Here is a 25,579-nt window from a genome sequence, read left to right as displayed (position 1 = left end):
GTCACGCCCGAACGGCGTACACCTCGTGCAGTTCGGTGCCTGCCAACGAGGGATCCTGGCGGCTTCGTGGGGTGAGGCCGTGGAGTTCGAGGACCTCACAGAATTCGGCGAGGCGGCCCTCGTGGTCGTGCACTTCGGCGACGACGGCGCGGATGCGGGACCAGTCGGATTCGGTGATGCCGAGCAGGACATCGAATTCGGCTCGTTCGACGTCGATTTTCAGTACGCCGATCTCGGCGGCCGGGTCCTCCTGCGCCAGGATCGCCGACACCGTCGTGACCTCGACATCGATCTGCTCCCCGTCGTGCAGGCCACGGGTGATGAGGGTGATCGCGTCGTCGGGCAGACCGCTGTTGCGCAGGAAGGTTTTCGTCGCGTCGTCGTCGGCCTCCCGATCGGCGTACAGGCTCGAGTTCGCGGTGGCTCGGGGGTACCAGGTGAACGGCAGCACACCGGGTGCGGCGCCCACCGCGACCTCGAGGGCGACACCGTCGGGCACGTGTGCCGACATGTTCCGGTGCAGGCACTCGTAAGTGGCGGGGGCGGGTTCGGCCGCGATCACGCGCACGCCGGGGTGCGTTTCGGCGAACACCATCGCGCTGAGTCCGATATTGGCGCCGATGTCGACGACGAGGTCACCGGGTCGCAGGGTGGCGGCGGCTTGTCGGTAGTACCCGTCGGCGATCATCTCGTTCCAGAGCATGCGCGCTTCGGCGGGGCTGGTGCAGGTGACGGTGCGGCCGTCGTCGAGGCGTAATTGCTGCGGTGTCGTCGTCATCAGTGCATGAATCCTTCGAGGATCGGGCCGATCACGGCCAGCGCGGAGGGGTGGGTCAGCTCGAGATGGCGTGCGTCGAGAACAGTGTTGTGAATGCGGCCCGTGACATGGGGTCGCCATGTCTGAGCGACGGCTTCGGTGTCGTCACGATCCTTGCCCGCGGTGAAGAAGATCAGGTCACCGTCGAAGGTCCGGGGCCGGTAGGCGTCGGCGAGTTCGCCTGCGGTGGAGAAGCTTTCCATCACCCGGTCGACCCGGTCGGCGGTGAACAAACCGGTGTCGGCGATCTGATCGCGGACCACCTGCCAGGCCTGCTCGGTGGTGCTCGCGGTGACGGTGTCGCCGAGGTCGAACAGTTCCCGCCAGCCACCCAGCAGATCAGCCATCAACTCGCCCGGTGCGGAACCGGTGTCGGGCGTGATCGGCGGGGCACCGACCGCGCTGTCCATTATCGCCAACAGCGCGACCTGTTCGCCCTGATCCTGCAGTCGAGTCGCCACCGCATGGGCGATCTCGCCGCCCAGCGACCAGCCGAGCAGGTGGTAGGGCCCGCTGGACTGGGTTCGGCGGATCTCGTCGACGTAGCGGTGCGCGAGCTCATCGATCGACGTGGCGCCGGGTTCATCGGCGACGACGTGCGGGTCCTGCAAGCCGAATACCGGCCGGTCGCCGCGCAGATGCCCCACCAGTCCGCCGTAGAACCAGGCGAGCCCGCCCGCCGGGTGGATCGCGAACAGTGGTGCGGCATCGCCCGCGGGCCGCAGCGGCAGCAGCACCTGCATGCCTGATCCGCCCTCGGCCTCGTCGACTCTGCGGGCCAGGGCCCGCGGTGTCGCGTCGTCGAACATCCACGGCAGCTCGATCAGGACTCCACGGCCGTGGAGTTCCGCCACCGCCATGGTCGCCAGCAGCGAGTTGCCGCCGAGGTCGAAGAATCCGTCAGCGGCCCCGACCCTGGCCACGTTCAGAGTGTGCGCGAACACTTCGGCGATCGCGATCTCGGACGGTGTCCGCGGCGCGTCGTATTCGTGCTCGGCCGGTTCGAAGTCGGGTGCGGGCAAGGCGTTTCGGTCGAGCTTGCCGTTGACCGTCACCGGCAGCGCGGACAGCACCACGATGGCCGAGGGCACCATGTAACCGGTGAGCAGCTCCGCGGCGGTGTCACGAACCTGCGCCGGGTCCAGTTCGTGCCCGTCGACGGGAACGACATAACCGATCAGCTGGTCGACGTCCTTGGCATGGCGGTGCACCGCGGCCGCCGCCTGGGCAACGCCGGAATGGCCGAGCAGCGCCGATTCCACCTCACCCAATTCGATGCGGAAACCGCGCAATTGGATCTGCGCGTCGGCACGTCCGAGGTAGTCCAGTTCCAGTCGGTGCCCGCCGCGACGCCACCGGCCGACGTCACCGGTCCGGTACAGGCGGCTACCCGGCGTGCCGAACGGATCGGCGACGAATCGGCCCGCGGTGAGCGCGCCCGCGCCGTGGTAGCCGCGCGAGAGCTGTCCGCCGCCGACATAGAGGTCACCGGCGACACCGGCCGGCACCGGCCGCAACCGCTCGTCGAGCACGTACACCGCCATACCGGGCAGAGCACGGCCGATCCCGCCGGTGCCGGCCTGATCGACTTCGGCATAGCTGACGTGGACGGTCGTCTCGGTGATGCCGTACATGTTCACCAGTCGCGGCGAGCCCGCCGGGTGGGCGAGCAACCAGCCGGTCAGCCGGGCCGGGTCGAGCGCTTCGCCGCCGAACACGATGTAGCGCAACGCCAGCTCGTCGCCGCCGGCGCCACGGTAGCGGCGCTCCGCGTCGACGAATCCGTAGAACGCCGACGGCGTCTGGCTCATCACGGTGACCTGTTCGCGCGCCACGAGCTCGACGAAGGCTTCGGGTGTGCGGGTGGTGTCGTAATCGACGACCACCAGACGCCCACCCGAGAGCAGTGCGCCCCACATCTCCCAGACGGCGAAATCGAAAGCGTAGGAATGGAACAGCGTCCACACATCGTCGACCCCGACGTCGAAATTCTCCGCGGCGTTCGTGAGCAGGGTGACCACATCGCGGTGGGTGACCGCGACACCCTTCGGCCGACCGGTGGAGCCGGAAGTGTAGATCATGTAGGCGATATTGTCCGGGCGCGCGGCACCGTCGTGCGCACTCTCGGCGACCGCGTCGTCGTCCAAAAGCAGTATCGGCCCGCCGAATTCGGGTACCTGCGATGACATCGCCGCGGCGGTCAGCATCGCCACCGGTCGCGCGTCGTCGAGCACGAAGCGCAGCCGCTCGGCCGGATACGCCACATCCAGGGGCAGATAACCCGCACCCGACATGACCACTGCCAACAGTCCGACCGCCAGATCAGCGGTGCGCGGCAACGCCACGGCCACCAGCGTTTCGGGACCGGCGCCGGCCGCGATCAGCCGGGCGGCAACGGCCTCGGCGCGCCGATTCAGTTCCGCGTAGGTCAGGACAGTCGTCCCATCGGTCACCGCGACCGAGTCCGGGGCGGCAGCCACCCGCCGCGCGAACAGACCACCGATCGTTTCCTCGGGAACTTGCGCGCCCGCCTCGCCTGCCGCCTCGAGAACCTCGTGGCGCTGCGCCGGTTCCATGAACTCGATGTCGCCGATCACGGCCTGCGGGTTCGCGGTCACCGCCTCCAGGATCCGCAGATACCAGTGCGCGAACCGCTCCATCGACTCTTCGACGAAAAGATCGGTGGCGTAGGTCAATCGGCCGAGTGTGCCCCGCGGGTTGCCGTCGGCGTCGAAGCGTTCGACCAGCTTCACGTTGAGATCGGACTGCGCCTGTTCGATGTAGTCCTCGACCGGGTCCACTGTGATCCCCGGCAGTTCGAGAACCACCTGATCGAGGTTCTGGTAATCGATCGTCACCTGATAGAGCGGCAGGTGTGCGGTCGAGCGCGTCGGGTTCAGCGCCTCCACGACCTGTTCGAAGGAGACTTCCGCGTGCGCGAGCGCTGCCAGGTCGGCGGCCTTGACGTCGGCCAGGAGTGCGTCGAAGGGCTGATCGGCCGACACCGCTGTACGCAGGACGACAGTGTTGACGAACATGCCGATCAGATCGTCGAGTTCGCGTTCCCCGCGCCCGGACACCGGTGTGCCGACCGCGATATCGCCGGTGCCCGCCAGCCGCGCGAGCAGCACGGTCAACGCGGCGTGCGCCACCATGAACGGCGTCGCGCCGGCCGCCCGCGCGACCGCGCCGATCCGCTCCTGCAGCCGTGCCTCGATAGCGAAGTCGACGATCCGGCCCCGCATGGACGCGACCGGCGGGCGGGGCATGTCGGTGGGCAGCTCGAGCAGTTCCGGCAGCCCGGCGAGAGTGCCTCGCCAGAAGTCCAGCTGCCGCGACAGCAGCGACTCCGGATCGTGCTCGTCGCCGAGCAGAGCATGTTGCCACAGTGCGTAATCGGGGTACTGCACGGTGAGCGGCGGCCATGCGGGCGAGCTCGCGGTGGTCACGGCGTGATAGGCGGCCGCGACGTCGCGAGCCAGGGGAATCATCGAAAGGCCGTCCGCGCAGATGTGGTGTACGGCGATCACCAGGACGTACTCGTCGGCTCCGAGGTCGAACAATTCGGCCCGCACCGGCGGCGCCGCGGTGACCTGGAAGCTGCCCGACAGCACCGCCGTGGCGGCCTTCGGCAGCACCGATTCCTCGATGGCGACCGGGATCAGGTCGGGCACGACCTCGTCGGCGTCGACGATCACCTGTTGCGGAATACCGTCGACCACAGGGAATTTCGTGCGCAACGATTCGTGGCGCCCGATCACCATCGCGCAGGCGGTGCGCAGCGCCGCGATATCGAGCCCTCCGCTCAGCCGGATCACCAGGGGCACGTTGTAGGCACCGACGGAGGCGTCGAGCTGGTTGAGGAACCACATCCGCTGCTGGGCGGGTGAGAGCGGCACCGGGCCGCTGTCGGGTCGCCGCGTCAGGGTGGGACGTTCGACGTGGTCGTGGCCGGTGAGCCGGGCGGCGAGGTCGGCCATTCTCGGGTACTCGAACAGGTCGCGCACCGACACTCGGATGCCGAGTGCCGAGCTCAGTCGCGCGGTCAGCCTCGTCGCGGTCAGCGAGTTGCCGCCGAGGTCGAAGAAGTTGTCCCGCAAGCCGACTCGGGGCAGGTCGAGCACTTCGGCGCAGACCTCGGCGACGAGGCGCTCGGTCGGATCGCTCGGTGCCAGGTAGCCGACGGCGGCGAAGGCGGGCATCGGCAGTGCGCCACGGTCGAGCTTTCCGGTGGTGGTCAATGGCAGCTGTCGCAGCACCACGCAGATGTCGGGAACCATGTGGGCGGGCAGTCGGCGGCGGGCCGAGCCGCGCACCTGCTCGGGGTCGACGGTGTCGCCGATGAGGTAGCCCACGAGCCGGTCCGTGCCGTGGTCGTCGGTACGCAGCAGCACGACCGCGTGGGTGACCGTGGGATGTTCGGCGAGGACGGCCTCGATCTCGCCGAGTTCGATCCGCTGGCCACGGATCTTGACCTGATGGTCGGCACGGCCGACGTAGTCGAGCGTGTGATCGGCCGTCCAGCGGACACGGTCGCCCGTCCGGTACATCCGGGTGCCCGGGTCGTAGGGGTTGGCGAGAAAAGTCGTGGCGGTGGCGGCCGGTCGGCCGAGGTATCCGCGCGCCAGCTGGATACCGCTGACGTAGAGCTCGCCGGTCACCCCGATCGGCACCGGCCGCAGGTGCGAATCCAGCACCACGGCGGAGGTCCCGCGAATCGGGCCACCCAGGGTGATGGGATCGGGAGGCGAGAGCGGCTCGCTGATGGCGACCATGATCGTGGTCTCGGTCGGTCCGTAGCCGTTGAACAGTCGGCGCCCCGGCGCCCAGAGGGCGGCGAGTTCGGCCGGTACCGCCTCACCACCGGCCACCAGTACCGCGAGGCTGTCGAGCCCGTGCGGTGACATGGTCGCGAGCACGGTAGGTGTGAGGAAGGCGTGGGTCACCGCGTTGTCCCGGATGATGTCGGCCAACTCGGTGCCTGCGTAGGTATCGGGCGGTGAGATGACCAGCGTCGCGCCGTGCGGGTGGGCCATCAGGACTTCGAGCATGACTGCGTCGAATCCTGGTGCGGCACACTGTAGCACCCGCGAGTCCGGGGTTACCTGGTACCGATCCCGCTGCTCGGCGGCGAAATTCGCCATGCCCGCCTGGGTGACCGCCACCCCCTTGGGTCTGCCGGTGGTTCCGGAGGTGTAGATGACGTAGGCCAGGTCGGTGTCGCGGACCGTGCGCGGGACAGCGCGCGCCGGTTGGTCCGCGATCTGGCGCACCGCGGCCGGATCGTCGACGACCAGCCGTGCCCACTCCCCTTCCGGCACTCCGTCACTCACCTCGTCGACGGTCAACACGACGCGGGCACCGCAGTCGGACAGCATGACCGCGAGCCGCTCATCCGGGTTGCGGGGATCGAGCAGCGCAACCGCTGCCCCGACCTCGGCCAGCGCCCAGATCGTCGTGATCAACGACGTCGAACGCGGCATGACCACGCCGACGGTGTCGCCCGTGTCGACGCCGCGCTCGATCAGCCAGTGCGCCAACCGATGTGCTCGGATATCCAGCTCGGCGAAGCTCACCGTCTCGAACCCGCTCGTCACCGCAACACCGTCGGGGTGGCGGGTCACGCCGTGCCGTAGGAGATCCGTCAACGCCTCGGGCGCCACCCGCTCCGCGCCTCTGGCCGGAACCAGCGCCGCGTGCTCGGCCGCCGACAGCAGGTCGATGTCGCCGACGCGCCCGTTCGGGTCGGTGGCGACGGCGCGCAGCACGCGCTCGATACGGTCGGCCAGCCCGGCCGCGGTCGCGTCGTCGACGCGAGCCGCCTGGTACCGCACCCGGATGTGCAAGGTGTCGGTGTGGTGGGCCTGCACGGTGATCGGGTAGTGCGCGGCATCGGTGCCGACCACGTCGGTGACCCGGACCCCGTCGATGTCGGCGTCGCCGAGTCCGCTGCCGTCGACCGGATAGGACTCGTACGCCACCAGGGTGTCGAACAGTTGTCCGCCGCCGACCGCGGCCATGATGCCGGACAGTTCGATGTGATGGTGGTCGAGCAACCGGGTCTTGTTCGCCTGCAACTGTTCCAGCGCCGCCGCGATGGTCCGGTCACCGCGCACGTGGACCGGGACCGGCAGCGTGTTGATGAACAGACCGATCATCGACTCGATGCCCGGCACCTCGGCCGGCCTGCCGGAGACCGTCTCGCCGAACATGATCCGCTCGCGACCGAGTTGGTTGGCCAGCACCGTCGCCCAGGCGAACTGCACGATCGTCGACATCGTGGCGCCGCATGCGCGGGCGAGTTCGGTCAGGGCGGTAGTGACGTCGTCGTCGAGATAGATGGTCAGGTCGGTCGGTACCTCGACGGTTGCCTCGCCGACCGTTTCGGCGATCAGGCTGGGTTCGGTGAAGCCCGCCAAGGTCTCGCGCCAGACCTCGACCCCGGCGGTGGTGTCGCGCCGGTCCAGCCAGCCCAGGTAGTCGCCGTAGGACGGCGCGGGAGGCAGCAGACTCGCATCGGCACCGGCCGCGTAGAGCCCGACCAGATCACGCAGCAGCAACGGCAGTGACCAACCGTCGAGCAGTAGGTGATGCGCGGTCAGGATCAGCCGGAACTCGGCGGGCGCGACGGAGACGAGCACGAATCGCACCAGTGGCGGATCGGCGGGGTCGAAAGCCCTCTCGCGTTCGGACGCGAGGATCTCCGGCAGCGTCGCCTCAGCAGCCGCGACGGTGCGCCAGTGCGCGGTGGCATCCACCGGAACGACCTGTGCGACAACACCATCGATCGTTCGGGTGAACGCGGCCCGCAGGTTCGGATGCCGCCGCAGCAGGTCCGTCGCGGCCTGCCGAAGCCGGGCCTCGTCGACCGGCCCGGTGAGGGTCATCTCCGACTGTGCCGTGTACACATCGAGTTCGCCCACGGCCAGCTCGGCATGGAACAGCAGTCCCGCCTGCAAGGGCGCCATCGACCAGACTGCCTCGATCGGCCCGTAGCGTTCGGTGAAGATGTCCAGGTCCTGCTGGGTCAGCGCGACCAGCGGGGTGTCGGACGGGGACAGACCCCAATCGTGTTCTCGTGCCGATATTTCCGCGATCTCGCGCAGTGCGGCGGCCCACTCGTCGAGCAGTTCGCGGACCTCGCCGTCATCGAGAAGCCTTGTGGCGTAACCGATCTGCGCGGACATAATCGGGCCGTCGGGGGTGTCGACGATGCTGGTGTCGATGGACAGCGTCGCCGCGGCGGGCATGTCGGGATCGAAGGCCCCCTGATGGTCGAAGTCCTCCCCGGCGGGAATCCAGGCGACACCGGACAGCGCCGCGAGATCGACGCCCGCACGGCCCAGGTTGTTGAAACTGATCTGCGGTTCGGCCGACGCCGCCAGTTGCGGGGCCGTCTGCGCGTGGAGGTACCGCAGCATGCCGTAGCCGATGCCCTTGTCGGGCACGGCCCGCAGCTGTTCCTTGACCGCCTTCACGGCGGCGCGCGGATCGGTGCCGTCGATGTCGAGGTCCACCGGGTAGGCGCTGGTGAACCAGCCGACGGTGCGCGAGAGGTCGGCGCCAGGGGCGAGCTGTTCCGCGCGCCCGTGGCTTTCGAGCAGGATGCGCGCACCGCGGTGCTCGACGCCGCGTTCGGCGCGCCAACGACCCAGCGCCAGCAGGAGACCCGCGAGCAGGGCGTCGTCGGTGGTGGCGTGCGCGGCACGTGGCACCGCACCCATCAGGGCGGTAGTCAGTTCGACTGGAAGCGTCAGCGTCATCCGCTCGACCGTGGCGTGCACGTCGACAGCCGGGTCGAGCGCGGCCCGCCCGAGCAGCGGTTCGGGACGGGACCCCATTCGCTGCCACAGTGCCAGTTCGTCGACACGACTGTCGGCTGCCGCCGCTACGGTCTGCGCCCACCGGCGCATCGATGTGCCGACTTCGGGCAGCTCGACCGCTCGTCCCTCGCCGAGCTGCTGCCACGCGGAGACGAAGTCGGGGATCAGGATGCGCCAGGACACACCGTCGACCACCAGGTGGTGGATCACGATCAGCGCGCGCCCCCGCGACACCACGCCGGGCTCCGGCACCACACAGACGACCTGCATCATCGCGGCATCGGCGGGGCTCAATCGGGCTGACGCTTCCTCGAGCGCGTTCTCGACGAGCGCCGCGAAACCCACACTGCCAGGCATGTTCTCGGGGCCGAAGGTGCGCACTGACACCATCCGCTCGGCATCGATCGCGCCGCGCGGCAAGACCTCGAGGTGCGCACCGGCCTCCCCGGCACTCAACCGTGCGCGCAGCATGTCGTGTCGGTCGAGCACGGCGCCGACCGTGGCGACCACGTCGGTCTCCCGCGCATCGCCGGGCAGCTCGACCAGCAACGACTGCGCGAACCGGTCACCGGCCGGACGATCCAGGTACCAGGAAACGATCGGGGTCCGTGCTACCTCCCCAACACCACCGCCGGGCAATTCTTCGAGGGTCACCCGTCCCGTGTCCTCGGCCACGGCGGCCAGTCCTCGAACTGTCCGGTGCTCGAAGATGTCTCGTGCCGTCACGACCACACCGGCCGTCTTCAATCGCGATGCCAGCTGGATCGACATGATCGAGTCACCGCCGCGCGCGAAGAACGACTCGTCGGCCCCCACCGAGGCCACACCGAGCACATCGGCGAAGATCCTCGCGATGGTCGCTTCCAGTTCGGTCGCCGCCGCCGTGACCACCGAATCCAGCACCTCAGCATCGGGTTCGGGCAGTGCGCGCCGGTTCACCTTGCCTGTCGACGACACCGGCATCTCGGCGAGAACCATGAACACAGCGGGCACCATGTGTTCGGGCAGCGCGCCCGAGATCTGCTCGCGGATCGCGGTCGTATCGATCGTTCGACCGTCGTCGGCCACCAGATAGGCGGCCAGCAGCGGTTGTCCCGCAGGGCCGCGCCTGCTCACGGTGACCGCGGTAGCGACGTTCGGGCAGGCCACCAGCGCCGCGTCGATCTCACCGAGTTCCACGCGCTGACCGCGGATCTTGACCTGGAAATCGGCGCGACCCACGTATTCGATGGTGTGCTCGGCACTCCAGCGCACCAGGTCACCGGTGCGATACATCCGGGTGCCCTGCGCACCGTACGGGTCAGCCACGAACGCGGCAGCGCTCGCTCCCAGCCGATTCAGGTATCCACGCGCCAGCGCCTTACCCGACAGATAGAGCTCACCGACCACGCCGACCGGTACCGGTCGCAACCGAGCGTCGAGCACGACGGCGCGCACCCCAGGGATCGGGGTGCCGATGGTGATCGGATCACCGGGTGCCAACTCGGCGCTGACGCAGACCGCGATCGTGGTCTCGGTCGGTCCGTACACATTGTGGAAGCGACGGCCCGGCGCCCACGCGGCGACGAGTTCGGCGGAGAGTGCTTCGCCGCCGATCGTCAGCATCTTCAGCGCGTCGAGGCCCTCGGGCCGCAAGGTCGCCAGCACGCTGGGTGTCAGGAAGGTGTGCGAAACCCGGTGTGTACGAATCAGTTCGGTCAGTTCCGCACCGGCGAACACGTCGGCGGGCGAGACGACCAGGGTGGCACCGGCGTCATAGGCCATCAGTGTTTCCATCATCACCGCGTCGAACGCGGGCGCGGAGACCTGCAGGACCCTCGACGCTCGGTCCACCTGATAGTGCTGGTGCTTCGCCGCCGCGAAGGCCGACAGACCCCCGTGCGTAACGACCACGCCCTTCGGCTTGCCCGTCGAGCCGGAGGTGTACACCAAGTAGGCGGCATCATCCAGGCGCGCCGCCGTGAAGTGGTGATCCGTTGACGCGGTAGCCAGTTCGGAGATCACTTGCTCGTCGTCGAGGCACACCCAGTCGACGGTGTCGGGCAGCGACGAACGCGCCGCGCTCAGTGTCACACCGAGCGTGACACCGGAGTCCTGGGCCATGTGCGCGAGCCGATCCGCGGGGTAACGCAGATCCATCGGCACGAACGCCGCACCGGTTTTCGCGATTGCCCACAGCACCACGTGGAAGGCCACCGAGCGCGGGACAGCCAGCGCCACATAGGTTCCCGGTGTCGCGCCTGCCTGGGCGAGCAGCACGGCGAGCCGGTCGGATCGCCGGTCGAGTTCGCCGTAGGTCAGGGTTTCGTCGTCACCGATCAGCGCGGTCGCCATCGGGTCGGCGGCCGCGGCGGCGAGCAGGGCGGGCAGTGTTTTCGGCTCCACCGCTGCCTCCCGCCCGAAGGGCAGCAGCTGTGTGGCCTCCTCCGGGCTCAGCAGGTCGATGGCCTCGATGGTCGCGTCCGGCGCTGCGGTGATCGTGGCGAGAACGCGCAGGAGGCGCTCGGCGAATCGAGTCGCGGTGGCCTCGGTGAACAGGTCGGTGGCGTAGACGATCTCGCCGTCGATACCCGCTCCGTCGGCACGCTCGTTCAGCAGCACCGTGAGGTCGGTTTTGGCCTGTGCCACACCGGGATCGAGCACCTCGACGCCGATATCGTCGAGTTCGAAGCGCGTGGGATCGGCATTACGGAAGCCGAGCATCACCTGGTAGAGCGGTGAATACGCGGTCGACCCGGCTCGGTCGAGCACCTCGACCAGACGCTCGAACGGCACGTCAGCGTGCGCGAGCCCCTCCAGATCCGTGCCGCGCACCTCCGCCAGGAATTCCCGGAACGACAGCTGCTCGGCGACGCGAGTACGCAGGACCACCGTGTTGACGAACATTCCGACCAGATCGTCGAGCTCCGGGCGCCCGCGACCGCTCACCGGGGTGCCGATCGTGACGTCGTCGGTGTGAGCGGTGCGCGAGAGCAGGATCGCCAGCGCGGCGTGCAGAACCATGAACACCGTGGCGCCTTCACGGCGGGCGAGGTCGACGACAGCCTCGTGCAACTCCGGCTCGACGGTGAACCCGACACTGCCGCCGTCCATCGTCAGAACCGCGGGCCGTGGACGGTCGGTCGGCAGTGCCAGCAGTTCGGGGGCGTCGGCGAGAATTCGCTGCCAGTAGGTGATTTGGCGCCCCGCCAGGGAAGTGGGGTCGTCCTCGGCACCGAGCAGCTCACGCTGCCAGACCGCGTAGTCGGCGTAATCGACGGACAACAGCGGCCACAGCGGCGGCATCTCGGTGCGACGAGAACGGTAGGCGGCGAACACATCTCGGGCCAGCGGCGCCATCGACGCACCGTCCGCGGCGATGTGGTGCACCACCAGGATCAAGACGTGTTCATCGGCGCCCGTGTGATAGAGCCGCACGCGGACCGGGGTGTCGGTGGCGATGTCGAAGCCCGACTCCACCGCGTCGCGCAGGCGCTCTGCCAGCAGCGCCGGGTCGTCGAGGGAGGCGAGTTCGATATCCGTGGCACCGGCCGTGCCGGCCTGGACGAGCTGGTGCGGTTGCCCGCCCACCGCGGGATAGATCGTGCGCAGGGTCTCGTGGCGGGTGATCACATCGGTCATCGCCGCACGCAGTGCCGCCACGTCGAGCGGTCCGGTCAGCCGGGCCGCGAAGCCGATGTTGTACGCACCGGAGGCGGGGTCGAGCTGGTTGAGGATCCAGATGCGCCGCTGAGCCGCCGCCAGCGGAATCTCGGTGAGCTCGTTGCGGTGTACCAGTGGCACGCCGGCGTAGCGGTCGCGCACCGCGATCCGTTCGGCCAGCGCCGCGATGGTGAGTGCCTCGAAGATGTCGCGAACACCGACCCGCACCCGCAGGGCAGCTTCGGCCCGGGCCGCGATCTGGGCGGCCGACAGCGAGTTCACGCCGATGTCGAACAGGTCGGCGCCCACGCTGACCCGGTCGGCGCCGACGATCTCGGCGACGATCTTGGCCAGCACTGCTTCCCGGTCGGTGCGCGGGGCGAGGAATTCGTCCGCGTCGTCGATGTCCGGGCGAGGAAGCGCGGCGCGGTCCAGCTTGCCGTTCGCATTGAGTGGCAAGGTGTCGAGTACCAGCACCGCGCCGGGGACCAAATAGGACGGCAGTAGCCGGGTGAGCGTCCGGCGCACCTCCAGTCCGTCGAGTGCCGCGCCCGGCATCGGCGTGACATATGCGGTGATCCGGTCCTCGGTGACGATCGCGACCGCGCGGGCGACCGCGTCGATCGAGTGCATGGCAGCTTCGATGTCGCCGGGTTCCACGCGCTGGCCGTGGTACTTCACCTGGAAGTCGCTGCGGCCGAAGAACTCCAGGGCGCCGGTGGGCGTCCAGCGGGCCAGGTCGCCGGTGCGGTAGAGCCGCTCCCCCGGCGCGCCGAACGGGTCAGCGAGGAATACCCCACAGGTGAGATCGGGGCGGTCCTGGTAGCCGCGGGCCAGCTGCGCGCCCGAGACGTACAGGTCGCCCACGACACCGGCGGGGACCGGCCGCAATCGTGCGTTCAGGACATAGGCAGACATCCCCGAGACCGGGTACCCGATCGGAACATTCTGCGGCGCAGCGGGATCTGTCGTGCAGCGGTAGGCGGTCACGACCTCGGCTTCGGCGGGACCGTACCAGTTGACCACCTCGGCCCGATCGAAAACCTGTCCGGCGCGTTCGGCGGTGCGCTGGGCCAACGCTTCACCCGCCGGGAAGAGGTAGCGAACCGAGGGCAGCTGGGTCGTGCCCGGGTGCTCGAGCAGCACATCGAGCATCGACGGGACGAAGTGCACGGTGCTCACGTGTTCGTCCACGATGACCTCGGCCAGGTAGGCGGGATCGCGGTGGCCGCCGGGTTCGGCGATGACGATCTGCGCGCCGGTCCGCAACGGCCAGAACAACTCCCACACCGCGATGTCGAAGGTGATCGGGGTCTTGTGCAGCACCACATCCGAGGCGTCGTGCGGGAATTCGCTCTGTGCCCAGGCCAACTGGTGGGTGGTGGCGGCATGGGTGAGTGCGACGCCCTTCGGCGTGCCGGTCGAGCCGGAGGTGAACAGCACATAGGCGGTGTTGTCAGCGCGCAGCGGTGCGCGGCGTTCGTCGTTGCCGACGGGTCCGGCGGGTTGGGTGCTCAGGTCGAGCTCGTCGAGCCGGACTCGAGACAGCTCGTCGGGAAGGGAGCTCTCGTCACCCGTGACGGTGACGACCAGCAGCGGTCGGGCGACCGCCAAGACGTGGGCCAGGCGTGCGGTCGGGTAGTCGGGATCGAGCGGAACGAAGGCGGCACCGGACTTCACAATGGCGTAGACGGCGGTGACCAGGTCGATCGAGCGGTGAATCGCCACCGCCACGGTGGTTTCGGGGCCCGCGCCGAGATCGATGAGGTGGCGAGCGAGGCGGTTCACGTCTGCGTCGAACTCACGGTAGGTGAGGACGCGACCACCGGGCACTCGGATGGCGGCGGCGTCCGGGGTGCGTGCTACCTGCTCGTCGAAGGCGTCGACGAGCGTGCGGTGCGGGCTCACCAGTGATGCGTCGTGCGGGCGCAGCAGACGGGTGCGGGTCGTTTCGTCGGTGAGGTCGATCTCGCCGACGATGGTCTGCGCGTCGGCGGTGACAGCGTCCAGCACGCGGACGAGCTGTTCGGTGAACCGGCGTGCGGTGGTGTCGTCGAACAGGTCGGTGGCGTAGGTCAGGCGCAGATTCATGCCCGTGATCTCGTTGTGCGGGCCTCGATCCTCGGTGATCATCAGGAGCAGATCGCAGATCGCCGCGTCGGCACCGACATCGATGCCCGCGATCTCGAGCCCCGCCACGTCGAGCTGGGCGGGCGGCATGTTCTGGTAGGCGAGCATCACCTGGAACAACGGTGAATGTGCCGTCGAGCGAGCCGGATTCAGCACTTCCACCAGCTGTTCGAACGGAACGGCGGCATGATCGAACGCTTCGATGTCGGTGCGCCTGGTCAGTTCGATCAGGTCGGCGAACCGCTGCTCCGGGCGGACCCGGGTGCGCAGGACGAGCGTGTTGACGAACATGCCGACGAGGTGGTCCAGCGAGCGGTCGCCGCGACCCGCGTACGGGATCCCGATGGCGATGTCGTCGCTGCTCGACAACTGCGCCAGCAGGACGGCCAAGGCGGTGTGCGCCACCATGAACGGGGTCACCCCGCTGCGTCGCGCCGACGCCGCCACGGCTTCCGCGACGTGAGCAGGAACCTCTGCGTGGACCGTCGCGCCGCGATGGGACTGTTCGAGCGGGCGCGGCCGATCGGTGGGCAGCGCGAGCACATCCGGGAGCCCCGCGAGTTGGGTGCGCCAGTACAGCAGGTCGCGGCCCGGCGCGGAGTCGGGTGTGGCGAGCAGTTCGCGCTGCCACAGGGCGTAATCAGCGAATTGCACTGGCAGCGGAGCCCATTCGGGCGTCGCGCCGACCCTGCGTGCGCGGTAGGCCTCGATGATGTCGGCGGCCAGCGGCGCCACCGAGTAGCCGTCGCAATTGATGTGGTGTACCGAGAGTGCCAGCGCGTGAGCGGTTTCGGTGATTCGGAACAGCGCCACCCGCAGCGGGGCGCCCACCGCGACATCGAATCCGACGCCGAAGAACCGCGTCAGCTCCTCGATCAGGGCTTCCGCCGACACCGGGTGCACGGCGAGATCGCACGACGCGACCACGTCCTCGGCACTCAGCACGACCTGCGCGGGGGTGCCGTCGTGGGCCGGATAGGTGGTGCGCAAGATCTCGTGTCGTTCGATCACATCGTGCAGCGCGGCCCGCATGGCCTCGATATCGAGGTCACCGTCGAGGCTGATCGACAGTGGCACCACGTAACTCGCGGACTCGGGGTCCAACTGGTTGAGCAGCCACATCCGGCTCTGCGCGGGCGAGAGCGGGATGCGCTCGGGTCGCGCCGCCGCCACCGGGCCCGCGACATCACCGACCGCGCGCCGGCGTTCGACCCACCGAGCCAGCTCGGCCACGGTCGGGGCTTCGAAGATGGCGCGCACGGGAATCGTCACGCCGAGGACTTCGCCGATGCGGCTGAGCACCCTGGTCGCCAACAGCGAATTGCCACCGAGGGTGAAGAAATTCTCGTCGGCGCCGACCCATGGTGTCTGCACCAGTTCACCGATCACACCGGCGATCGTTTCCTCGACGATCCCGCTGGGAGCCCGGTAACGGGTCGAGCCGACGCGGGTGTCCGGAGCCGGGAGGGCGCGGTAGTCGATCTTGCCGTTGGGCGTGAGCGGGACCGCGTCGATCCGAATCACCTGGGCGGGCACCATATACGCGGGCAGGCGTCCCAGCAGGTATGTCCGCAGCGAGTCGGGGTCGATCGCCTCGTCGCTCACCGTGTAGGCCACCAGCACCTGCCCCTCGGCGACCTGGTGGACTCGAACGATCGCGGCGCCGATGCGGTCGTGTGCGCGGAACGCGGCTTCGATATCGCCGAGTTCGACGCGCAGGCCGCGGATCTTCACCTGGGAATCGCGGCGGCCGACGTAGCGCAGCCGGCCTGTCGTGTCCCAGCGGACCAGGTCGCCGGTGCGATAGAGGCGAGCGCCCGGCACCGAGCCGAACGGGTCGGCCACGAAGGCCGCGGCCGTGAGGTCCGCGCGGTCGTGGTAGCCGCGGGCGAGTTGGATGCCACCAAGATAGAGCTCACCGGTGACGCCCGAGGGCACGGGGCGCAGTCGGGCGTCGAGCACGTGTGCGACGACATTCGCTTCGGGCGTGCCGATCCCGACGACGGGTCCGTCGAGCTCGCCGATTTCATAGGCGGTGACGCTGACGGCCGCTTCCGTCGGGCCGTACAGGTTGTCGATGCGCGCTTGGCTGACCTCGCGGAACCGGGCAACGGTCTCCGAGTCCAAAGCCTCACCGATGCAGAGCACTTGGCGGATCGTGGCGAGGTCGTCCGGGCTCGCGAGGTCGAGGAACGCCGACAGCAGCGAGGGTACGAAATCGACCACGGTCACGCCGTGACGGGCGATCAGCCCGGCTACGGCAGCGGGGTCGGTGTGATCCTCGCGCCCCGCGACGACCAACGCGGCGCCGGAGGTGGGAGCGGTGAACAACTCCCACACCGACAGGTCGAAAGTGGCAGGGGTGCGCAGGAGCAACACATCGTCGGTGCCGATTCGGTAATACGCTGTGAGCCAACGCAGTTGGTTGACAACCGCCTCGTGGGTGAGCGCGACGCCCTTCGGAATGCCAGTCGACCCTGAGGTGAAGATGACGTAGGCCAGATCGTTCGGGCGTAGCGGCCTGATCCGATCGGCATCGGTGACCGGCGCGGTATCGGTCGCGGCCGAGCTGAGGTCCGACAGCCGCCAGACCGGCGCCCGCGTCGGCAGGTCGATGTCGTCACGGATCAGCACGCCGTCAGGTCGTGCGGCGGTGAGCACGGTGCGCAGCCGGTCGACGGGGTGGTCCGGATCCAGCGGGAGGTAGGCGGCGCCGGTCGCGTGGATGGCGTAGAGCGTGGTGAGTAGATCGACCGAACGGCGCATAGCCACGGCCACCAGACTTCCCGGCCCGATACCGTGGCCGATCAGCACTCGCGCCAGCGCGTTCACCTCGGCGCCGAACGCGGCGTAGGTGAGCACGTCGTCGCTGTCGCCGTCGATGACCGCCGTGCCTTCCGGTGTCGCCGCGACCTGCTTCGCGAACAGATCCGCAATCGTCGAGCCGTCCGTGGGGACGTCCGGACCGGATTCCCGCAGCGACAGTTCGTCGAGTTCACGCGGGCTGAGCAGCGGCAGGTCGCCCACGGGCAAGCCGGGATCGGCGACGACACCGCGCAGAACGGCGAGGAACCGCTCGAAGATCGGCGCGATCGTAGATTCGTCGAAAAGATCGGTCGCATAGCCGAATTCGACCTGCATGTCGCCGGGAGCCCCGTTCGAGTCGATCGTGTCGACCAGGGTCAGGTGCAGGTCGTACTTGGCGACACCCGGTTCGACGAGATCAGCGACCACCGTGAGGCCGCCGAGTTGCAGCGTCGGGATGTCGATGTTCTGGAACGAGAAGCCGACCTGGGTCAATGGCTCGTGCGCGGTGCTACGCGGCGGATTGAGGACCTCCACCAGCTGTTCGAACGGGATGCCCGCGTTGTCGAACGCGCCGAGATCGCATTCGCGGGCGCGGTCGAGCACCTGGGTGAACGGCGCCGCGGGATCTACCCGCACCCGCAACACCAGTGTGTTGACGAACATGCCGATCAGCGGGTCGAGGGCGGGTTCGCCGCGCCCGGCGACCGGGGTGCCGACCGCGATGTCCTCGGTGCCCGACAGCCGTGCCAGCAGCACCGCGAACGCCGCATGGGTCACCATGAACAGTGTCGCGTCGTGGCGACGTGCGAGGGCGATGATGTCGCGATGCAGGTCGGCGGGAATCGTGGCGGACATGGTCGCGCCACGGTAGGACTGTCGCGCGGGTCGGGGGCGGTCGGTCGGCAGATCGAGCATCTGCGGCAGGTCGGCCAGCGCCGCGATCCAGTACCGGATCTGGTCGGCGGTCACGCTCGCCGGGTCGTCCTGGGTGCCGAGGTTCTTGCGTTGCCACAGCGTGTAGTCGGCGTACTGGACCGGCAGCGGCGTCAAGGCCGGTGTCTCGCCTGCCATCCGGGCCCGGTAGGCCACGGCCAGGTCGGCGGCCAGCGGCGCGAGCGAGGATCCGTCGATGGCGATGTGGTGCACGGTGAGCACCACCGTCCACTCCTCGGCCGCGGTGCGCAGCAAGGCGATCCGGAACGGCACCTTCGTGCTCACATCGAATCCGAGGGCGGTCTCGCGCGCGATCCGGTCGGCGATCTCGGCCTCGGTGACCTCGACACACGTGAGCCGCGGTGTCGAGTGCGGTGCCAGGATTTCCTGCCACGGTCCGCTGTCGCTGTCGGGGTATCGGGTGCGCAGCGTCTCGTGCCTGTCGATCACATCGGCGAGAGCTGACCGGAGCGCGTCGACATCGAGTGGTCCGGAGATCCGCACGACCACCGGCACGTTGTAGACCGCCGCGGAGGTGTCGAACTGGTTGAGGAACCACATCCGGGCCTGCGCGGGCGAGAGCGGAATCCGATCCGGGCGCTGCTGGGGCACCAGACGGCGGTGGCCCGTGCCCGCACCGGCCTGCGGGCCGATCGAAGCCAACTCGCGGGCGAGCGCGTCGACGGTCGGCGTCTCGAACAGTGCTCGCACCGCGATGGCGGTGCCGAACGCGTCGGACAGGCGCGCCGCGACCTTGGTCGCGGTGAGCGAGTTGCCGCCCAGGTCGAAGAAGTTGTCGAGCGCGCTCACCCGCGTCGCGCCGAGCACCTCGCGGTAGACATCGGCGACGAGTTGTTCGGCGGGGGTACGCGGCGCGATGTCGGCAGCCGTGTGCGGGAACACCGGCTCCGGCAGCACCGCGCGATCGAGCTTGCCGCTGGCGGTCAGCGGGAACCGATCGAGCACCATGCACACATCGGGCACCATGTGCGCGGGAAGTCGGTCGCGCGCGGCCGCGCGTACCTGCTCGGCGTCGATGCCCGCACCGACCAGATAGCCGACGAGGCGGTCGGCGCCTGTGCTGTCGTGGATCACGACGACGGCGTGGGTCACCGAGGGGTCTTGCGCGAGTACCGCTTCGATCTCCCCCAGTTCGGTGCGCTGCCCGCGGATCTTCACCTGATGGTCGGCGCGGCCCAAGTATTGCAGGGTCTGCTCCGAGGTCCACCTGACCAGATCACCTGTGCGGTACATCCGGGTGCCCGCACCGCGGGGGTCGGCGACGAAACTGGCCGCTGTCACCGTGGGCCGACCGAGGTAGCCGCGCGCCAATTGCACGCCACCGATGTAGAGTTCGCCCGCCGTACCGACCGGCACCGGCTGCATCCGGGCGTCGAGGACCTGCGCGGAGATGCCGCGAATAGGTCCGCCGATGGTGATCGGTCCCCGCGGGGGAATCGGGTCGCTGATCGCGACCATGATCGTCGTTTCGGTGGGACCGTAGCCGTTGAACAGCCGACGCCCCGGCGCCCAGGTCGCGCCGAGGTCGGCCGTCAAAGCTTCGCCGCCGGAGACCAGCACCCGCAGGCACTCCAGGTTCTCCGGTGACATCGAGCCGAGGACGGTCGGCGTCAGGAAGGCATGGGTAACCCCGTGTGCCCGAATGAGTTCCGCTAGTTCCGCGCCCGCGTAGATCTCCGGCGGGGACACGATCAGTGCGGCGCCACCGGGGTGGGCGAGCAGAATCTCGAGCATCACCGCGTCGAACCCCGGACCCGCGGCCTGGAGGACCCGCACGGTGGGCTCGACGTCGTAGCGGTCCTGCTGTTCGGCGGCGAAGTTCGCCAGCCCCTGGTTGGTGACCTCGACGCCCTTCGGTACACCCGTTGTGCCGGAGGTGTAGATCACGTACGCCACGTCGCCGGGGTGCACCGGCCTGCCTCGATCGATGTCGGTTACCGGCGCCGAGGGGTACCCGGCTGTGATGGCGCGCGAGACGGGATCGGCCACCACCAGCAACGCCCACGGCCCCTCGGGCGCAGCGCCCTCGACTTCGGCGCTGGTCAAGACCACCCTGGGCGCGCTGTCGGCGAGCATCGAGCGGATCCGATCCTGCGGATTGCGCGGGTCGATCAGCACCAGGGCCGCGCCCGTTTTGGCGACAGCCCACACCGCCACCACGAAATCGAGCGAGCGCGGCAGGACCATCGCCACCACCTCGCCGGGTCGGGCCCCTTCGTCGAGCAGCCGGCGGGCGAACCGGTTCGACAGCGTGTCCAGCTCCGTGAAGTCCATCTGCTCGGTGCCGGAGACGACAGCCGGACCGTCCGGCGAGATCGCGGCACCTCGAGCCAGCAGATCCGCCAGCGCTACGCCGGGTACCGCGTCCGCACCCCGAACAGGTTGCAGCGCGGCGCGTTCGGCGGTGGACAGCAGCTCCACATCGCCGACCGGCACGGAGGGGTTTGCTACTACCGCGTCCAGGATGCGGCGCAGCCGTGCGGCCATCTGCTCGACGGTGGCGGGGTCGAACAGGTCGGTCGCGTAATTGATGCGCAGCGCGACGTCGCCGGTGTCCGCGGCGTTCGCGTCGATGGTGACGACGAGGTCGACCTTCGCGGGTTCGGCGCCCGGATCGAGGACGTCCACCGTGAGGCCGGGCAGGGTCAGACGGGGCAGTTCGGTGTTGTCGAAGGCCAGATACACCTGACACACGGGTGCGTAGGCCGCGGAGCGCCGCGGATCGAGCTCTTCCACGACCCGGTCATACGGCAGGTCGCCGTGGGCGAAGGCGTCGATGTCGATGTCCTTGACGCGTTCCAGGAAGGCGGTGAACGATTCGTCGCCGCGAACCGGCGTGCGCAGCGCCACGGTGTTGACGAACATTCCCACCAGCGGCGCGAGGTCCGGCTCGCCGCGACCGGCCAATGGGGCGCCGATGACGATGTCGCCGGTGCCCGACAGCCGAGCCAGCAGGACCGCGAGTGCGGCGTGGACGACCATGAACGGAGTGAGGTCAGCGGCGCGGGCGAGTCGCTCGATGTCGGCGTAGGTCCGCGCGGGCAGCTGCGTGGCGACGACCTCGCCGCGCATCGAACGGCGAGCAGGCCGGGGCCGGTCCGCCGGCAGCTCGAGTACTGCGGGCGCATCGGCCAATTGGGTTTTCCAGTAGCGCAATTGGTCGGCGGCGAGCGAATCCGGATCGGTTTCCTCGCCGAGCAGGCGACGGTGCCAGTCTGCGTAGTCGGCGTACTGCACCCTCGGGGGCAGCTGGTCCGGAGCGCTCTGTTGCGACCGCGCAGCGTAGGCGGTGGCGAAGTCTACGGCCAAGGGCGCCAGCGACGCACCGTCACAGCAGATGTGATGCAGGACGAGGACCAGCACGTGACTGTCGTGCCCGGTCGTGAGCAGGACCGCGCGCAGCGGTGGTCGAGCGCAGACGTCGAAGCCGTCGGCGGTCAGCTCGCGAAGCCGGTCGGCGAGCCGCTGTTCCTCGACGTGTTCCGGGACGCAGGAGAATTCGGTCAGGGTCTCCTCGGTCGACAGGATCTCCTGTGTGCCGTGACCGTCGTGGGCGGGGTAGCGGGTCCGCAACGACTCGTGGCGATCGAGAACGTCGCCCAGCGCCGCGCGCAAGGCGGCGGAGTCGAGTCGGCCGGACAGCCGCAGGACCAGGGGAATGTTGTAGGCGGCGGACTCCGGGTCGACGCGGTTGATCAACCACATCCGGTGCTGTGCCGGAGCCAGCGCCAGCAGTCCGTCCCGCGCGATCGGCGCCAGGGCGGAACGCACCCGGCGCCGCGCCCGGCCGACGTACTCGGCGAACCCGGCCACCGTCGGGTTGGCGAACAGATCACGCACCGACAGTTCGCATTCGGTGGCATCGGCGACCCGCACGACGGCGCCCGCCGCGGTGAGCGAGTTGCCGCCCACCTCGAAGAAGCTGTCGAACGCACCGATCCGTTCCACACCGAGCACCTCGGCGAAGACCTGCGCGACAGTCTCTTCGGCCTCGGTCCGCGGCGCGACATAGCTCACCGTGGTCGCCGCTGCCGGTTCGGGCAGTGCGCGCAGGTCGAGCTTGCCGTTGACCGTCAACGGCAGTTCGTCCACGACCATGACGACATTCGGGATCATGTAGTCCGGCAGCAACGAACCCGCCCGGGCGACAACGGCATCGACATCACAGTCGGTGCCGGTCGCCACGATATAACCCACCAGACGTGCCGCGTCGGTATCGGCGCGATGCACCACCACGGCGGCCGAAGCCACCGCCGGATGGGCCAGCAGCGCGGCACGGACCTCGTCGAGTTCGATGCGGAACCCACGCAGTTGCACCTGCTGATCCGCGCGGCCACGGTATTCGAGCTCGCCGTCGTGATTGCGGCGGGCCACATCTCCGCTTCGGTACATCCGCTCCCCCGGCGCACCCCACGGGTCGGCGACGAACCGGCCCGCGCTCAGCGCGGGCTCACCGAGGTAGCCGCGGGCCAATTGCGTTCCCGCTACGTAGATCTCACCCCATGCGCCCACCGGCGTCGGCCGCAGGCGCCGATCCAGCACGTAGGTGCACAGGCCGGGCAGGGCCGTGCCGATCACACTGGGTGCGCCGGGTACGGCCAGGTCAGCACTCATATCGGTGCGGGTGACGAACACGGTGGTCTCGGTGATGCCGTAGCTGTTGACCAGGACCGGTCCGACCGGGTTGTCCTGGTACCAGGGCGCCAACGCCGCCGGATCCAGTCCCTCACCGGACAGCACGACCACCCGCAGTGCCAGTTCCCCATCGGGTGTCTCGGCCGCGAGGTGCCGTCGACGGGCCGCGGCGAATTGATAGAACGCCGAGGGAGTTTGGCTGAACACGGTGACGCCTTCACGGGCGGTCAGACGCACCAGGTCATCCGGGGCGCGCGCTGTCAGCGCATCGACGACCACCACGCGACCGCCGGTGACGAGCGGTCCGAAGACCTCCCAGATCGAGTAGTCGAAGGCCACCGAATGCAGCCATGTCCACACGTCTTCGGCCTGAATATCCAGAGCGGCACACGCATTCGCCAGGTAGGCGACTACCGAACGATGGCTGATCACCACACCCTTCGGCCGCCCTGTGGATCCCGAGGTGAAGATGACGTACGCGGCATCGTCGGGGCGCAGTGGTGCGGTGCGGTCATCATCGGTGATCGGGTCAGCGGCACCGTCGAGGTCGTCGCCGGGCTCGAGAACCAGCCGATCACCGCCCACAGCCGGTGCGGAGTCCTCGACGATCACAACCGTCGGATCAGCCTGACCAACAATGTATTCCAGGCGCTCGGGCGGATGGCCGAGGTCCAAGGGCAGATACGCGGCACCGGATTTCAGGACCGCGAGCATCGCGACGATCAGCTGGGTACCGCGCGGCAGCGCGAGGGCGACCAGCGCACCCGGACCGGCGCCGCGGGCGATCAAACGCCGCGCGAGCCGAGTGGAACGCTCATCGAGGTCGCGATAGGTGATCGTCTCGCCGTCTGCGGTGACCGCCTCCGCGAGCGGGGTCGAATCTGCCTGTCGCGCCAGCGAATCCACCAAGGTCTCAGCAGGGGCGACGCCCTCGACACCGGCCGACTCGTCGACGATCGCGTCCTCCTGCACAGACGAGACCAGCGGTAGTTCCACCACGCGCTCGTCGGAGTCGGCCTCGATGAAGCGGCGCAGGAATTCGATGAAGCGATCGGCGTGGGCGTCGATATCGCGCCGACTGTAGAGATTGCCGTTGCCGTGCAGCTCGATGAGTAGCGGCGCGTCCGGCCCGGTCCGGTAGAGGTTGATCTGAAGGTCTTCGAGCGCGCCCGAGGTGAGCGCGTGGTAGCGACCGACGGCGTCGCCGAGGCGGATCTCGGAGTCGAAGAACAAGATGTTGAGGACGGGCCCGAAAGTGTTGGCGGAGTTGTCGATCGCGGGCGATTCGCGGCGCAGGTCCTCGAAGCGGTAACGCTGATGACGCAACGCGGAGATCAGCTCGGCGATCGACGCCTTGACCAGCTGCGCCACGGTGGTCGCGTCGTCGATCGCGAAGCGGATCGGCACCATATTGGCCAGCATCGCCGCGGCATTGCGCAGCTTCACGGTGACCCTGGCGCTCATCGGGACAGAGAGCACCACCTCGTCGGCACCGGTCATCCGCGTGAAGAAGGCCGCGAACGCCGCGACGACGACCTGCGCGGCCGACGCGTCGAGCTCGGCCGAGCGGCGATCGAGCAGCGTGCACAGCTCGGCCGGAAGTTCGCGTGCGGCAACCTCGTCCACGGTTCCCGCGCGCGCCGAACGACCGGACAACCCGGTCGGCGCGGGCAGATCGGCGACCTTGTCCAGCCAGTACCGACGATCGGCCTCGAACCGTGAACCCTCCCGATAGGCCTGCTCCTCCGCGGCGATGTCACGCAGGGGAACCGCCATCAGCCGAGCCGGCGGCCTGCCTTCCGACAGCGCGTTGTAGTGCTCGGCGACCCTGCTCAACACGTTGAACGCGCCGTACCCGTCGATGACGATGTGGTGCGCACGCGCGTACCACAGGTGCAGGTCGTCGCCGACTCTGATCAGTCGAGTGATCGCGAGTTGGTGATGGGCGATGTCGACCGATCGGGTGTAGTCGTTGCGCATCCATTCCAGCGCCGCTGACATCGGATCGCCGTGCGCGCCGAGGTCGAGCACGAGTTCATTGAACGTGATGGCGCGGTCGACGACCTGGTAGGGACGGCCTTCCACCTCGACCACCCGCACCATGAGCGACTCGGTCTCCTCGCACGCCTCGTGCACTGCCCTGTTGAACAGGGCTACATCGAGGGGCCCCTCGATCTCCACATACTGGGCGATATTGGTCGCCGGTCCACTATGCGCGCCGTCCGCGAACCACATACCAGTTTGCGCGGAGGAAAGCGGAATCAGATCCCGATTACCGGCACAGCTTTCGACAGACTCCATAATTACCCGACCCCTCGCATGGCTATAGACCTAACACGAAACTCCAAGTACGGAAATCCGTGCGCTTTCCTACCCCGCATATTCACGTGTACCACAACCGCTGAATGCGGGCCCATTACCGCCGAGCAGCCATCCGTTTCCCCTCGCCGTTTCAGGACCGAGTGGGATTCCGATGGCCACCGATCCGACGTCCCGCGCTGCGCTACCCAGCCGATTCCGATCCGAAACCTTCTACTGACATTAGCCTGACAGCAAACATCTGGCATATGTTTTTCAGGGAACACCCTAGTAACAATTCCAGCCAGGTCGACTGTCGATCCAGACATTCCACACGAAACTAATAATCCGGGAACACTCCAGGTAGACGCCCTACGGCTGTCGATCCAGCGCGGACAGCAGCGAAGTACCACAGTGGATGCTCATGGAATCCACGGTCACCATCGTGCACTCTCCCAGCGTAATAGGCAAT

The 25,579-nt window shown here is 68.5% G+C and carries 2 protein-coding genes; both read right to left on the bottom strand.

Annotated features, from left to right (window positions below; translation table 11 throughout):
* Nucleotide 1: 1 nt before the first annotated feature.
* Complete coding sequence (locus IBJ82_RS21055; RefSeq protein WP_194827656.1) at nt 2–778, bottom strand: FkbM family methyltransferase; 777 nt, start codon at nt 776–778, stop codon at nt 2–4.
* The gene (locus IBJ82_RS21050) at nt 778–25,110 is read right to left on the bottom strand and encodes a non-ribosomal peptide synthase/polyketide synthase (RefSeq protein ID WP_194827655.1); all 24,333 of its coding nucleotides are present in this window, start codon (nt 25,108–25,110) and stop codon (nt 778–780) included. Before IBJ82_RS21050 ends, IBJ82_RS21055 begins: the two co-directional genes overlap by 1 nt.
* Nucleotides 25,111–25,579: the final 469 nt, after the last annotated feature.

The sequence above is a fragment of the Nocardia sp. XZ_19_231 genome, from assembly GCF_015355705.1.
In the GTDB taxonomy this organism is placed as follows: domain Bacteria; phylum Actinomycetota; class Actinomycetes; order Mycobacteriales; family Mycobacteriaceae; genus Nocardia; species Nocardia salmonicida.
Note: the sequence above shows the minus strand (reverse complement) of the source record. Positions and strands in the feature narration are given on the sequence as shown.

Bases quoted from the DNA above. Each gene is read 5' to 3' on its own strand.
- IBJ82_RS21055 (WP_194827656.1), bottom strand. From the start codon at position 778: ATGACGACGACACCGCAGCAATTACGCCTCGACGACGGCCGCACCGTC.
- IBJ82_RS21050 (WP_194827655.1), bottom strand. From the start codon at position 25,110: ATGGAGTCTGTCGAAAGCTGTGCCGGTAATCGGGATCTGATTCCGCTT.